This window comes from Lysobacter alkalisoli (assembly GCF_006547045.1).
Taxonomy (GTDB): Bacteria; Pseudomonadota; Gammaproteobacteria; order Xanthomonadales; family Xanthomonadaceae; genus Marilutibacter; species Marilutibacter alkalisoli.
This window is the reverse complement of record NZ_CP041242.1, coordinates 1878235-1892209: the sequence shown is the minus strand read 5'-3', so window position 1 is coordinate 1892209 and position 13975 is coordinate 1878235. Positions and strand designations below refer to the sequence as shown.

Genomic DNA, 13975 nt, shown 5'->3' with positions numbered 1-13975 from the left:
TGTGCCGATCCGGCGCGCAAGATCCGGAGAAGACGCAGATGAACTGGCGGAAGTTCACACGCACTGGCTGCGGACTGTTTGCCGCGGCCGTGGCTTTGATGTTGGCCCAGGCATCGCTCGTGGCCGGAGAGGTCACCACGCAGGCATATCAGGTGTCCAAAGGGGCCCGTGCCCACGATGTTGCCGCCGATCCGGCCGCCGACGGGCCGGTCTGGTACACCGCCCAGCGCCAGGGCGCGCTCGGCAAGCTGGATCCGAAGACCGGCGACTGGGAGCACATCCCGTTGGGCGAAGGCTCCGCGCCGCATGGCGTGGTCGTCGGCCCTGACGGCGCGCCCTGGGTCACCGACAGCGGCCTCAATGCGATCGTCCGTGTCGATCCGCGAACCCACGAGGTCAAGACCTGGCCGCTGCCGGAAGAGCGCGGCTACACCAATCTCAACACGTTGACCTTCGACGGTCGCGGCAAGGTCTGGTTCACTGGCCAGAACGGCATCTACGGCCGCGTCGACCCCGACAGTGGCGAAGTCACGGTCCGGGAAGCGCCGAAAGGGCGTGGCCCGTACGGCATCGCGACCACGCCCTCAGGCGAGGTCTATTACGCGTCGCTCGCCGGCAGCCACATCGCCCACATCGACCAGGACACCGGCGAGGCCACGGTCATCGAGCCGCCCACTGCAGGGCAGGGCGCACGGCGGGTCTGGTCCGACAGCCAGGGCAGGATCTGGGTCAGCGAATGGAACTCGGGCCAGCTCAGCCGCTTCACCCCGTCCGCCGACAACCCCGCTGCGGGCGAATGGAAGGCGTGGAAGCTGCCCGGTGACGACCCCAAGGCCTACTCGGTCTACGTCGACGAGACCGACAAGGTCTGGGTGACCGACTTCGGTGCCAACGCGGTATTGCGGTTCGATCCTGAAAGCGGACGTTTCGAGAGCTTCCCCAGCGACCGCGAGAACGCCAACGTGCGGCAGATGCTGGGCCGCAAGGGAGAGGCCTGGGCGCCGGAGTCAGGCACCGACCGGCTGATTGTGTTCCGCTACGGCAGCGGCGAATGAAGCCTGCGCAGGCGGGGGCAGTGCTGCTGTTGTCCGCATGCGCGGGTCTGGGCCAAGCAGGCGAAGGCGCCCCGGTCCGCGGTGAGCCTGCCCGCGGTGAGCGTGTCTTCCAGCAATGCTACGCCTGCCATTCCGTGCAACCGGGCGAAGACGGCCTGCCCGGACCGAACCTGGCCGGCGTGGTCGGCCGCGGCGCCGGTCGCGCCGACTTCGACTATTCGCCGGCGCTGCGCGCGGCAGCGATCGGCGGGCTGGTCTGGACACGCGAGGAGCTGGATGCTTTCCTGCGCGATCCCGAAGCCCGCCTGCCGGGCAACACGATGGGCTACGTCGGCCTGCGCGACAGGCAGATGCGCGCCGACGTGATCGCCTGGCTTGCCGCCCACACGGATACCCCATGAGTCTTCCCGTCGACACCATGCCACCTTCAAATGACGAGTGCTGGATGCGCCATGCACTTGCGCTGGCCACGCGTGCGGAGCGCGAGGACGATGAGATCCCGGTCGGCGCGGTGCTGGTCTCGGCCGATGGCGATGTTCTGGGCGAAGGCTGGAACCGCAACATCACCGAGCACGACCCGACCGCTCATGCCGAGATCGTGGCGATGCGCCAGGCCGGCATGCGACTGGGCAACCATCGCCTGCTCGGCGCGACCCTGTACGTGACCCTGGAACCCTGCGCGATGTGCGCGATGGCGATGATCCACGCCCGCATCGCGCGGGTCGTCTACGGTGCCAGCGACCCCAAGACCGGTGCCGCCGGCAGCGTATTCGACCTGCTCGCCGACCCGCGCCACAACCACCGCGTGGAAGTGCAGGGTGGGGTGCTGGGCGAAGAAGCCGGCGCACGCCTGACTGCCTATTTCCGTACCAAACGGGCGCGGAAGCCGTGAGCTGACGGTCCGGGCGCAAAAAAGCTGGCTAGCGTCCGACCAGGCGCCGTTCGTTCGCGCGCTTGTGGCCATGATCCATCTCCTCGTTGACCACGCGCACCGCCAGCGAGGACTCGTAGCCGAGCAGGATGCTGGCCGCCAGCATCATCACCACGCCCAGCGCGGCCAGGACCGTCGGCGCGGACACGAAGCGGTAGCCGAGGAAAGCATCGGCGGCAACGGTCAGGCTGGTACCTACAAAGCAGCTGATCGCCAGGTACAGCAGTTGACTGCCGTGCAGGGTGATCCTGCTGCGGCGGCGCTGCATCAGGATCAACTGCTCGATGCGTGCACGCTCGTCGTCGTTGCTCACGGTCTCCAGTTCGACCAGCAGCGCCCGGGCGCGGTCGATGACGCGGGCAAGGCGGTTGTTGGCCGACATCAGCAGCGAGGCCGTCGCGGTCAGGAAGAACGCGGGCGCCAGCATCGCGGTCAGGATGGCGTAGTGCGTAGCGACGTCATTGAGCATTAGCGGTCCGCCGGCGGTTGGATGCGGCTATCATGCCGCGATGCGCCGACAACGGCGAGTGGATGGAAGGACTTCATGGCGATGACACCGGGGGCGACGACAACTCGGGCGATCCCATCAGGGAAGGGCGACCGGCTAATCTGGATCGACCTTGAAATGACCGGGCTGGACACCGACAACGATTCGATCCTCGAGATCGCGACCGTGGTGACCGACGCCAGTCTCGAAGTGCTTGCCGTGGGCCCGGAACTGGCCATTCACCATCCGCTCGACCGCCTTCAGGCCATGGACGAATGGAACCGCCGCCAGCACGGCGGATCCGGGCTCTGGCAGCGGGTGCTGGACAGTACCGTCGACATGGCCGAAGCCGAGGCCCGGACCCTGGCGTTCCTGCGCGAATGGGTATCGGCCGGTGCCTCGCCGATGTGCGGTAATTCGATATGCCAGGACCGTCGCTTCCTGCACCGGCTGATGCCGCAGGTCGAGCGGCATTTCCACTATCGCAACCTCGATGTCAGCACGATCAAGGAACTGGCCCGGCGCTGGGCACCGGAGATTCTGGCTGGCGTACAGAAACAGGCCCGTCACACCGCCCTGAGCGACGTACACGATTCGATCGCCGAGCTGCGCCATTACAGGCAGCATATGGGAGCATTCGCAGCAGGCCGATCCTGAGCGGCACGCTGCACCAGGGTAGGGCCAGGCAGCGCCCGCCTATTCCGGATCGACCGAAGGCTGATGGTCGGGGCTGTCCAGACTCACCGACGAGGCCTGTGCCTGCGACAACGCTTTCTGCTCGGCTCCCGGCTTGGGCGTGTGGTGATACATGTGGACATCGCGCTGCGGGAACGGGATGGTGATGCCGGCGGCATCGAAGCCCTTCTTGATCCGCTCGGTCAGCTCGCACTTGGTCACGAAGAAGTCGATATTCGCGACATGGCAACGGATACCGAGGTTGATGCTGTTTTCGGCGAGGGCATAGACCAGCACGTCGGGCGGCGGGTCGGCCAGTACACGCTCGTCGGAATGCATCGCCTCCAGTGCGATGCTGCGGGCGACGTCGATGTCGTCCCCGTAGCCGATGCCGATGACCAGTTCGATGCGACGCATCACATCCGGGGTGAGGTTGACGATCGGGTCGGCGGTGATCAGGCTGTTGGGCAGCACGATGATCTGGTTGTCGGCACCGCGCAGGCGGGTCTGGAAAATGCTGACCTCCTCGACCTTGCCTGTCTGGTTGGCGATCGTCACCACGTCGCCGACCCGGAACGGTTTCAGCGATACCAGCATCACGCCCGATGCGACGTTGGACAGCGAGTCCTTCAATGCCAGGCCGATGGCCAGCCCGGCGGCACCCAGCACGGCGATCATCGATGTGGGCGCAACCCCGAAGACCCCCTGGAGCAAGGCCAGCAGCAGCACGATCAGCAGGCCGATGTAGACAACCTTGCGCATGAACTGGATGCCGATCGGGTCCATCGATGCGCGGGTCATGGCGCGCACCGATGCGCTGGTCAGCCATCGGGCGATGCGCAGCCCGACGACGAACACCACGACAGCGATCAGGAGCTCGATGCCGATATCGATGCCCTGGGCAAGCCACGTCTGGGTCAGCGTTTCACTGGAGGCGTCATTGGCCATCTCGATTCTCTCCGTTGCCGTGCAGGATTCCCCTGGCACGCGCTTGTGGTGCTGTGTACTCGTGGTTGTTGCTGCATATACGAAGCCCCGCTTGAGCGGGGCTTCGTGGCTTGCAGGAACTGAAGGATAGCGGTGGCGGTGTTAGCACGCCGTCACCAGCCATGCCCCTGTCGCATGCTCTTGTTCACAGTTTCCCGATTACGGCTCAGCCAGCCTTGGCCTTGGCCAGTTTCAGCCAGGTGTCGACCACGGTGTCGGGGTTCAACGAGACCGAATCGATGCCTTGCTCCATCAGCCACTGGGCGAGGTCAGGGTGGTCGCTCGGGCCCTGTCCGCAGATGCCGACGTACTTGCCTTTGGCCTTGGCGGTCGCAATCGCCATCGACAGCAGCTTCTTGACCGCCGGGTCGCGTTCGTCGAACAGGTGCGCGACGAGCGCCGAGTCTCGATCCAGGCCCAGGGTCAGCTGGGTCAGATCGTTGGAGCCGATCGAGAAGCCGTCGAATATCTCCAGGAACTCCTCGGCCATCAGTGCGTTCGAGGGCAGCTCGCACATCATGATGATCTTCAACCCGTCCTTGCCCTGTTCAAGACCGTTGGCCTTCAGCACCTCGACCACCTTGCGACCTTCGTCCAGCGTGCGCACGAACGGGATCATCACCCAGCAGTTGGTCAGCCCCATCTGCTCGCGCACCTTCAACACCGCACGGCATTCCAGCGAGAACGCCTCGGCGAAGGCCGGATCGACGTAGCGGCTGGCGCCGCGGTAGCCGATCATCGGGTTCTCTTCGTGCGGCTCGTAGCGGCCGCCGCCGATCAGGTTGGCGTATTCGTTCGACTTGAAGTCGGACAGGCGCACGATCACCGGGTTGGGCGCGAACGACGCGGTGATGGTGGCGATGCCCTCGGCCAGGCGGTCGACGTAGAAGTCGACCGGGCTGCCGTAGCCGGCGATGCGCTCATCGATCTTCTTCTTCGTTTCCGCGTCCTGCCTGTCGTACTCGAGCAGGGCCTTGGGATGCACGCCGATATGGCTGGCGATGATCATCTCCAGCCGCGCCAGGCCGACGCCGGCGTTGGGCAGCATCGCGAAGTCGAACGCGCGCTCGGGGTTGGCGACGTTCATCATCACCTTCAGCGGTGCCGGCGGCATGTGCTCGAGGTCGGCGGTGTGGCGCTCGAAGGGCAGGGCACCGTCGTAGATGAAGCCGGTGTCGCCTTCGGCACAGCTGATGGTGACGATCTGCCCATCCTGGATGGTGTCCAGGGCATTGCCGGTGCCGACCACGGCCGGTACGCCGAGTTCGCGCGCGATGATCGCCGCATGGCAGGTGCGGCCGCCGCGGTTGGTGACGATCGCTGCCGAGCGCTTCATCACCGGCTCCCAGTCCGGGTCGGTCATGTCGGCGACCAGCACGTCGCCGGGCTGCACACGGCTCATGTCGTCGAGCGAACGGACCACGCGCGCGGTGCCGCTGCCGATCTTCTGGCCGATCGCGCGGCCCTCGCAGACCACCGGGCCACGCTCGCCGAGCTGGAAGCGTTCGATCTGGGTCGCCTTGGCACGCGACTTCACCGTTTCCGGGCGGGCCTGGACGATGAAGAGTTTGCCGCTGACGCCATCCTTCGCCCACTCGACGTCCATCGGACGGTCGTAGTGCTTCTCGATGACCAGCGCCTGCCTGGCCAACTCGTGCACGTCCTCGTCGCTGATCGAGAACGTGTTGCGCAATTCGGCCGGGGTGTCCTCGGTACGCACGCGTTCGCCGGGGGTGTCGGAGTAGACCATGCGCAACTGCTTGGCGCCGATCGCGCGGCGCAGGATCGCCGGCTTGCCCTGGGCGAGGGTGGGCTTGTAGACGTAGAACTCATCCGGGTTCACCGCGCCCTGCACGACCATCTCGCCAAGGCCGTAGCTTGAGGTGATGAACACCACGTCGCGGAAACCGGACTCGGTATCGAGGGTAAACAGCACGCCGGAGGCGCCAACGTCCGAGCGCACCATCAGCTGCACGCCGGCGGACAGGAACACGTCCTCGTGCTTGAAGCCATGGTGGACGCGATAGGCGATCGCACGGTCGTTGTAGAGGCTGGCGAAGACTTCCTTGACCTTCAGGACGACATCGTCCTCGCCGGTCACGTTGAGGAAGGTCTCCTGCTGGCCGGCGAAGGAGGCGTCCGGCAGGTCCTCGGCGGTGGCCGAGGAACGCACCGCAACGGCGACATCTCCTCCGCCGTTCTCGCTGCACAGCTTGCGGTAGGCGCCGCGGATCTCCCTGTCGAGTTCGGGTTGCAGCGGCGCCTCGATGACCCAGCCGCGGATCTCGGTACCGGCAGCGGTCAGCGCGGCGACGTCCTCGACATCGAGCGTGGCCAGGCGATCGAAGATGCGCTGGTGCAGGTCGTTGTGGGCGATGAAGGCCTGGAAAGCCTCCGCCGTGGTCGCATACCCGCCCGGAACCGATACGCCGAGGTTGGCCAGGTTGCCGATCATCTCGCCAAGCGAGGAATTCTTGCCGCCGACGCGGGCGAGGTCGGACAGGCGCAGCTCGTGCAGCCAGAGGATGTTCTCGTTCAAGGCAGGGGGCTCCAGGTACGGCGGAACGGCGGGGCAGGGGGCGTGCAAGGGCGTCCGGGGCACATGTCCCGCGGACAAGCCGCTATGATCGCCTTTGCGCCGAATGCTTACAAGGTTGATTTGGCGGTGTTTTTGGTGTCCACGGCAACCATTGGCAAGGGGTCCCGCATGGGTCTGCGACCTGTTTTCTATGTTTCGGACGGTACCGGCATCACCGCCGAGACCATCGGCCATACCCTCCTGACCCAGTTCCAGGAGACCCGTTTTGTCAGTGAGCGGATCTCTTTCGTCGACAGCGTGGAACGGGCCAGGGAGGCCGCTGTGCGCATCCGCAAGGCCGCCGAAGTGCATGGCGTCAGGCCGGTCGTCATCAATTCCAGTATCGACGCCGCGATCAGCGAGGTGCTGGCAGAGAGCGGCGCATTGTTGCTGGACGTGTTCGCTCCGTTCATCGAACCGTTGGAGCAGGAGTTCGGTGAGGCCCGCCAGCACGCGGTCGGGCGCGCGCATGGCCTGGTCAACTTCGAGACCTATCACAGCCGCATCAATGCGATGAACTACGCATTGACCCATGACGATGGCGCCAGCATCAACTATGAAGAGGCCGACCTGATCCTGGTCGCGGTATCCCGTGCCGGCAAGACTCCGACTTGTGTATACCTCGCCCTGCATTACGGCGTGCGTGCGGCCAATTACCCGCTGACCGAGGAAGACCTGGAGCATGACCGCCTGCCGCCGCGGCTGCGGCCGTATCGCGACAAGCTGTTCGGGTTGACCATCGATCCGGTCCGGCTGCAGCAGATACGCCAGGAGCGGCGCCCGGACTCCCGCTACGCAAAGTTCGAGACCTGCAAGCGCGAGGTTGTGGCGGCGGAAATGATGTTCCGCGCCGAGCGCATCCCGACGCTCAGCACGACCCATACCTCGATCGAGGAAATCGCGAGCAAGGTGATGTCGACGCTGGGGATCCGCCGCGAGATGTTCTGAATTCGCCGCGCCGGCAAAGACCGGCAATGGAGCGTCCGGGCGGACGGGGCGGGGAACCCTTACGGTATGCCGGCCCGGGCGGGGCGTCAACGCTGCCGGAACCTGCGTCGCGCGTGTAGCATCGCCTGCATGACCTCACTGACAGTCACCGCTGAACATATCCCCCGGCTCAACCGCTTCGGTTGGCTGATGGGGCTGTATGCGGAGAACCACGCGCGCTTCCAGCGCCTGTTCTCGCCGGCGTCGCTGGCCGTGGGACGGCACCATTCGCGCGTCGGCGACGGCCTGGACCTGCGCCTGGACGTGATCGAACAGCATCGATACACCACCGAGCTGCGACTCACCTACGCGATGCCCGATCCGCTCACCGGCGAGCCCGATCCCTCGGCCTATCTCCGGGTCTACCACGACGCCCGTCAGCTCGAGGCCACGCACTGCTACATCGGCCGCCGATGGCAGGACGTGATCGGCCTGTATCCGCCTCCGGCCGAACTGATCGGGCACCGGATGCGAATGAACACCTTCCTCGGCAAGTGGCTGGAGTACCTGGCCGGGCGAGGCCACGGCGTCGCCACCCTGAAGGGACCGCAGGCCGTTTCGAAAGAGGCGATCTGAATGGTTTCAAAGGATGGCGAAAAACCTTCTTCCGAGGTCTTGACGACTTCGCAAACGGTCCCTAAGATGGCCGTCTTTCCAGCGCAGTGGGGCCATAGCTCAGCTGGGAGAGCGCTACAATGGCATTGTAGAGGTCGGCGGTTCGATCCCGCCTGGCTCCACCAACTTTCTGGAAAGAGCAGTACACACCGCAACACCTGTCCCCATCGTCTAGAGGCCTAGGACACAACCCTTTCACGGTTGCGACCGGGGTTCGAATCCCCGTGGGGACGCCATCTTCCGCACAAGGCCCGCTTCGGCGGGCCTTGTGCTTTCTGCGTGTTTGACGGGATTGCGAGAGCGCTTCGGTGCGAGTTCCGGAGGCGGCCCTCCCAGGCCGCCCGGCAAGCTGTTCTTCGACCGCGCTGCAAACGCTCAGCGTTTGGGCTTCGAGGACCAGTGGATGTGCACGATGCGCCAGCCCTGCGGGGTGTGCTTGAGCACCATGGTTTCGGTGCTGGACAAGGCCATCGCCTTGCCGTCCTTGCTTGCGTGCAGTTCGCTTTCGGTGCCGATCCAGGCGAGGTCGCCTTCGGCGCGGGCGGTGCGGCGGAGCACCTGGACATGGGCGTCCTTGAGGAAGGCGGCGTCATGAATCGCATGGCCCGCCAGATACTCGTCGCGGGAGTGTTCGGCGCCGCCGCTCTCGAGGATCAGGACATCGTCCGCGAGCAGGGCCCCAGCGCCTTGCAGGTCGCCGGACCTGAGCGCGGTCGAGAATCGTTCGACGACATCAAGTGCGGGCTTTGCCTGATCCGCGACCGTGCTGTCGGCCGTTGCCGGGTGCGCGTCGTTGTGGGCGAGGGCATGAGCAGGCAGGGCGCACAGGGCGAGCAGGCCCAGGAACATCAGTGATCGATGAATCATTGGCTGCAGGTATCCGTTGTCAGTGATGGTGATCATGGTGGTCGTGTCCGACCTCGGTGGTTTCCGGCTCTGGTTTTGGCTCAGGCTCCGGCGGCGTTGTCTCGCTGGTCGAAGCTGGCGCGGCCGGAGCATGGACATGCGACTTGCCGTCGGCGTGGACATGGGTTTTTCCCGTCTCCGGTACAGGCCTGTCCTGCACCGGCGGTTCATGGGCGTGATGGTCGGTGCCGGCTTCGTTTTCATCGTGCGCGTCGTGGGCGTGCGAATGCCCGCCCGTTTCGCCACCGCCGTGCGAGTGCCCGTCGCTGCCGGCAACCAGCGCGGTATAGGCGGCGTTGTCGAGTCCGGGCAGTTCCTGCAGGAATGCGGCCATGTTCCAGATGTATTCGTCGTCCATGCTCGTGCCCCACGCGGGCATGCCGCTGGCCTTGATGCCGTGCTTGATGACCCAGAAGGCCTTCGCCGGATCGACGTGCTGCCTTGTCAGGTCGGGGGGCTGCGGATACAGCCCCTTGCTCAACTCGGTTTCCGTCATCCCGGGCTTGAGATGGCAGCCGGTACACATGGCGTCGTAGTTGCCGGAGCCCTGGCGGATGCGGGCCGGGTCGTCCAGGTCCGCCGGTACCTGCAGATCGGCCGTGCGTGCGGCAATGGAGCGTTCGCGCGCCGTTTCGAGCAGGGCATGCACCGGTCGCGAATGAGGAACATCGGCGGCCACGTCGTACTTGCCGGAATAGACGACCGCCAGGCCGCCGATGGCGAGCAGGCCGATGGTGATGCCGGTGGTGAGGAGGGTCTTGCCAATCGCATTCATGATCAATCTCCTCAGAACCAGATGCGGATGCCCGCGACGGCACGGGTGTCGTTGGTGCTTTCCGCGTGGCTGCGACGGATGTCGGCCGTGTTGCCCCACGCACGTTCGCGAACGACGCCGATGTAGGGCGCGAAGCGGCGGCTTATTTCGTAGCGCAGGCGCATGCCGAACTCGGTGCGGCTGAGGCCGGAGCCGACCTCCCGCGTCGGATCGTCCTTGCCGTTGAATTCGACTTCGACCACCGGTTGCAGGATCAACCGGTTGGTCAGCAGCACGTCGTACTCGGCCTCCAGTGCGAGGCGGCTGTGCCCGGATTCAGCCAGGTAGGCGGTGGCCGAGATTTCGAACATGTAGGGCGCCAGTCCCTGGATGCCGAATGCAGCGGCTGTGCGTGACGGGCCGGGGCGGGTCTCGTGCCGGATGCCTGTGACCACATCCCACCAGGGCGAGATGCTGCGGCCGTAGAGCAGTTCGATGTCGGCCGATTCTGTGCGCCCGCCCTCGCGCTCGCCTTCGCTGCGCAGCCACAACCGGTTGATGTCGCCACCGGCCCAGCCGGTGACCTCCCAGGCCTGGCCGTCGATGCCGTCGCCACGGGTGGCTTCGAGCCGGTCGAACAGGAGGAAGGTGTTGAACGACGACGCGTGCTCCATGCTGTGGCCGATGTCGGGGAAAGCGGCGGCGCGATCGGCATCGGTCACCGGCGGGATCGGTTCGCGAGGCTGCCCGGCCGGTGTCGCATGGCCCATGGCGGCATGGTCGGCATGCTGCATGGTGGCGTGGTCGTGCTGGTTGTGGTCGTGGTGGCCGTCCGCCGCCGCCTGCTTGGGAGGCTCATGTCCCGCATGCGGATCGGACTGCGAAGAGGACTTCGCCTCTTCCGGAGCGTGGTGGCCGTGATGACCATGGTGTTGCGCCTGAGCCGTACTCGCCAACGCCATCTGCAACGCGAGAACGAGAGCCGCGCTTTTCGTCGGCATGGCTTTCATGCGGATTCCTCCACCCGGACTTCGCGCATCATTCCGGCTTCCATGTGGTAGAGCAGGTGGCAGTGGTAGGCCCAGCGTCCGAGCGCGTCGGCACGCACGCGGTAACTGCGTCTGGTGCCCGGCGGCATGTCGACGGTGTGCTTGCGGACCATGAAGTTGCCGTCCTCGTCCTCGACGTCGCTCCACAGTCCGTGCAGGTGGATCGGGTGCGTCATCATGGTGTCGTTGACCAGCACGATGCGCATGCGCTCGCCGTAGTTGAGCCGCAACGGTTCGGCATCCATGAATTTCTGGCCATCGAACGACCAGGCGAACTTCTCCATGTGGCCGGTCAGGTGCAGCTCGATCTCACGCGAGGGCTCGCGTCCATCCGGGTCGTCGAACGCGCTGCGAAGGTCGGCGTAGGTCAGCACACGACGGCCGTTGTCGCGCAGGCCGATGCCGGGATCGTCGAGTCTCGGGGCCGGCGTCATCGTCTGCATGTCGATCAGCGGGTTGCCTTGCTCGCTGGCCGGGTGGGATTGCATGGCCGTACTGCTGCCGTGCCCGCCATGCCCCATGTGCGCGCCGCAACCGCCCTCCATGCCTTTCATGCTCGCGCCGCAGCTGCCTTCCATGCCTTTCATCGATGACATGTCGTGGCCGCCGTGCCCCATGTCGTCCATGGTCAGCAGCGGGCGCGGGTCGTTGGCGGGCACCGGTGCGTCCAGGCCGACATGGGTGGCGAGGGTGCCGCGGGCATGCCCGGTACGGCCCATGTCCTGGGCGAAGATCGTGTATGCATCCTGGCCGGACGGTTCGACGATCACGTCATAGGTCTCGGCCACGGCGATGCGGAACTCGTCGACGCTGACCGGGTGCACCGGCTGTCCGTCGGCGGCGACCACGGTCATCTTCAGGCCCGGGATGCGGATGTCGAAATAGGTCATTGCCGAGCCGTTGATGAAGCGCAGCAGTACCTTCTCGCCGGGTTTGAACAGGCCGGTCCAGTTGCTGTCCGGCGCCTGGCCGTTCATCAGGTAGGTGTAGGTGTGGCCGTTGACGTCCGAGATGTCGGTCGGCGTCATCCGCATTTCGCCCCAGGCCTTGCGGTCTCGCAGGGTCGCGGCAAGGCCGTCGCGTCGCGCGTCGCGGATGAAATCGCCGACGGTCGGCTTGTAGTAGTTGTCGTACTCGGCGTACTTCTTGAGTCGACGGAACAGCGCCGCCGGCTCCATGTCGGTCCAGTCCGACAGCAGCACGACGTGTTCGCGGTCGAAACGATAGGGCAGGGGGCGGTCGTGCGCCGGGTCGATGATGATTGCGCCGTACAGGCCGGCCTGCTCCTGGAACAGCGAATGGCTGTGGTACCAGTAGGTGCCGGACTGGCGGACCTTGAAGCGGTATTGCCAGGTCTCGCCCGGATGGATGCCCTCGAAACTCAGGCCCGGTACGCCGTCCATGTTCGCTGGCAGCAACAGGCCGTGCCAGTGGATCGAGGTCATCGCGTCGCGCAGGCGGTTGGCGACGCGCAGGGTCACCGTATCGCCCTCGCGCCAGCGCAGGATCGGCGCCGGCAGGCTGCCGTTGACGGTGATCGCAGTGCGCGCGCGACCGGTGAGGTTGACGGGGGAGGGGGCGATGGCGAGGTCGAAATCGGCGCCGGTCAGGGTCTGCGGGCCGCGCGCGGAAGCGGCCGCGCCGGGCAAGCGCCAGAGACCGAGCGCACCGGCGGCGCCAAGTGCCAGTGTCGATGTAACAAAGCGTCTGCGACCGGCATCGGGTGCCGGTTGCGCGACGCGCGGAATACGCGAATGCATGGATGAACTCCGGTAGCTGAGTGCGACCCGGCAGGCCGCTGAAGGCGCAAGGCCCTGGGTGCGGTCCGGGTATTGAAGCGGGCATGGGGACGCGATGCGGCCCCAGCGGCACGTCAGCAGATTGGAGGCCGGTTGAGTCTGGACAGGCGGGTGTCGGCGATCGCGGACAGGACGGGCTCGTCACCTGCGGATGATGGAAGCGGCCAGGAGAGGCCACGGAACCCGGGGGCGATGGTGAACGCCTGGATGCATTCACATTGGCAGGCATCGCCCGCGCAGCAGCCTTCGTCAGGCTGTGGCTCCTCGGCCATGGCATCCATGCCGCCACAGCCTTCGTGTGAGTCGGCTGCCGTTGTGGCCATCTCATGGGCTGCGCCGGCGCCGGTCATCGCGAACCCATGCTTCGGCGCCGCCCACGCGTTCATACCGATCGCGAGGATCAGCAACAGGCGCAACAGGTGGGAAGTCAGCGACATCGCAAAGCGGACGATGGAACGGGCGGGGCAATAGGGTCGCGCCGCGGGGGCAAAGATGCAAGATCGAGGGGCGGCGCGCGCCATGCCCCATTCAACTTCCCGTGACATCGGCTTGACTCTGGACCATGGTCCAGACCCTAGACTCGCCGCGAGCATTGAACCAGCAGGATTTCACATGAAGATTGGAGAGCTATCAAGGCGCGTCGCACTCGGCATCGATACGATCCGCTACTACGAACGACAGGACCTGCTGCCGGCGCCGCACCGGCTGGCATCCGGCTACCGCGACTACTCGGACGATGACGTCGCCCGATTGCGGTTCATCCGACGGGCCAAGGCGCTGGGCTTCACCCTGGTCGAGATCCGCGAGCTGCTGGCCCTGTCCGGACGCCATGAGGACGACATGGGCACCCTGAAAGCCGCCGCCACGGCGAAGCTGGATGACGTCGAGCGGCGCTTGGCCGAACTGACGCGCATGCGTGACGGATTGCGGAAACTGGTCGACGCATGCCCCGGGCACGGTGCGTTGCAGCAATGCCCGATCCTTGGTGCCCTTGCGGGAGATGACGCATGAGCATGCAGGCCAACGACCGGAATTCCCACCGCGCCAATCATGCCGCTGCAAATGACGATGGAAGCGGGGAGCATGCGTGCTGTCACGGGGCGGGGAAGCCGGATCAAACCAAGAACATCGATCAAGCGCCTCCAGGCACGA

At 65.7% G+C, this 13975-nt stretch carries 15 protein-coding genes and 2 tRNA genes; 9 read left to right on the top strand and 8 right to left on the bottom strand.

The genetic code is table 11. The features are described from left to right. The first annotated feature begins 38 nt into the window (after positions 1-38). The 3 genes from FKV23_RS08145 to tadA are packed head-to-tail and all read left to right on the top strand — an operon-like array spanning position 39 to position 1947. Entirely contained in the window at positions 39-1055 is a 1017-nt protein-coding gene (locus FKV23_RS08145) for a Vgb family protein (RefSeq protein ID WP_208543257.1), read from the top strand. Beyond that, on the top strand, positions 1052-1456 hold the full coding sequence (locus FKV23_RS08140; RefSeq protein WP_141623405.1) for a c-type cytochrome: 405 nt from the start codon (positions 1052-1054) through the stop codon (positions 1454-1456). Before FKV23_RS08145 ends, FKV23_RS08140 begins: the two co-directional genes overlap by 4 nt. Further along, positions 1453-1947, top strand: a complete 495-nt coding sequence (tadA, locus tag FKV23_RS08135; RefSeq protein WP_141623404.1) for a tRNA adenosine(34) deaminase TadA — start codon at positions 1453-1455, stop codon at positions 1945-1947. The genes FKV23_RS08140 and tadA overlap by 4 nt, the downstream gene beginning before the upstream one ends. 28 nt (positions 1948-1975) lie before the next feature. Here tadA and FKV23_RS08130 read toward each other — a convergent pair whose 3' ends face one another. After that, a complete protein-coding gene (locus FKV23_RS08130) occupies positions 1976-2455 on the bottom strand; it encodes a DUF2721 domain-containing protein (RefSeq protein WP_141623403.1) in 480 nt (159 codons plus the stop codon). 81 nt (positions 2456-2536) lie between these two features. Between FKV23_RS08130 and orn the strand changes: the two genes are divergently transcribed. Beyond that, positions 2537-3130 carry an oligoribonuclease gene (orn, locus tag FKV23_RS08125; RefSeq protein ID WP_141625112.1) on the top strand — a complete coding sequence of 198 codons (594 nt, stop codon included), beginning with the start codon at positions 2537-2539 and terminating at the stop codon, positions 3128-3130. Between the two features lie 39 nt (positions 3131-3169). Here the strand turns inward: orn and FKV23_RS08120 are convergent, their stop codons facing one another. Further along, on the bottom strand, positions 3170-4096 hold the full coding sequence (locus FKV23_RS08120) for a mechanosensitive ion channel family protein (RefSeq protein WP_141623402.1): 927 nt from the start codon (positions 4094-4096) through the stop codon (positions 3170-3172). A gap of 205 nt (positions 4097-4301) precedes the next feature. Beyond that, entirely contained in the window at positions 4302-6674 is a 2373-nt protein-coding gene (ppsA, locus tag FKV23_RS08115; RefSeq protein WP_141623401.1) for a phosphoenolpyruvate synthase, read from the bottom strand. Positions 6675-6842: 168 nt separating this feature from the next. Here ppsA and ppsR point away from each other — a divergent pair, with 168 nt between their 5' ends. From ppsR to FKV23_RS08095, 4 genes are all read left to right on the top strand, one after another. Beyond that, positions 6843-7661: a posphoenolpyruvate synthetase regulatory kinase/phosphorylase PpsR gene (gene ppsR / locus FKV23_RS08110; protein WP_141623400.1), complete on the top strand. Its 819-nt coding sequence runs from the start codon at positions 6843-6845 to the stop codon at positions 7659-7661. 129 nt (positions 7662-7790) lie between these two features. Then, positions 7791-8276, top strand: a complete 486-nt coding sequence (locus FKV23_RS08105) for a DUF1249 domain-containing protein (RefSeq protein WP_141623399.1) — start codon at positions 7791-7793, stop codon at positions 8274-8276. Between the two features lie 88 nt (positions 8277-8364). After that, positions 8365-8440 (top strand) — tRNA-Ala (locus tag FKV23_RS08100). A gap of 35 nt (positions 8441-8475) precedes the next feature. Continuing rightward, a tRNA-Glu gene (locus FKV23_RS08095) sits at positions 8476-8551 on the top strand. A 139-nt stretch (positions 8552-8690) separates the two neighbouring features. Here the strand turns inward: FKV23_RS08095 and FKV23_RS08090 are convergent. The 5 genes from FKV23_RS08090 to FKV23_RS08070 all read right to left on the bottom strand — a co-directional run bounded on the left by FKV23_RS08090 (position 8691) and on the right by FKV23_RS08070 (position 13344). Further along, entirely contained in the window at positions 8691-9218 is a 528-nt protein-coding gene (locus tag FKV23_RS08090) for a YybH family protein (protein WP_244244136.1), read from the bottom strand. Continuing rightward, the gene (locus FKV23_RS08085; protein ID WP_141623398.1) at positions 9202-9996 is read right to left on the bottom strand and encodes a c-type cytochrome; all 795 of its coding nucleotides are present in this window, start codon (positions 9994-9996) and stop codon (positions 9202-9204) included. Before FKV23_RS08085 ends, FKV23_RS08090 begins: the two co-directional genes overlap by 17 nt. An 11-nt stretch (positions 9997-10007) precedes the next feature. Further along, positions 10008-10985, bottom strand: a complete 978-nt coding sequence (locus FKV23_RS08080) for a copper resistance protein B (RefSeq protein WP_244244135.1) — start codon at positions 10983-10985, stop codon at positions 10008-10010. Next, the gene (locus FKV23_RS08075; RefSeq protein WP_141623397.1) at positions 10982-12784 is read right to left on the bottom strand and encodes a copper resistance system multicopper oxidase; all 1803 of its coding nucleotides are present in this window, start codon (positions 12782-12784) and stop codon (positions 10982-10984) included. The genes FKV23_RS08080 and FKV23_RS08075 overlap by 4 nt, the downstream gene beginning before the upstream one ends. A gap of 113 nt (positions 12785-12897) precedes the next feature. After that, positions 12898-13344: a CopL family metal-binding regulatory protein gene (locus FKV23_RS08070; RefSeq protein ID WP_167285100.1), complete on the bottom strand. Its 447-nt coding sequence runs from the start codon at positions 13342-13344 to the stop codon at positions 12898-12900. A 91-nt stretch (positions 13345-13435) separates the two neighbouring features. Between FKV23_RS08070 and FKV23_RS08065 the strand changes: the two genes are divergently transcribed. Then, on the top strand, positions 13436-13834 hold the full coding sequence (locus tag FKV23_RS08065) for a heavy metal-responsive transcriptional regulator (RefSeq protein ID WP_141623395.1): 399 nt from the start codon (positions 13436-13438) through the stop codon (positions 13832-13834). Positions 13835-13975 lie beyond the last annotated feature (141 nt).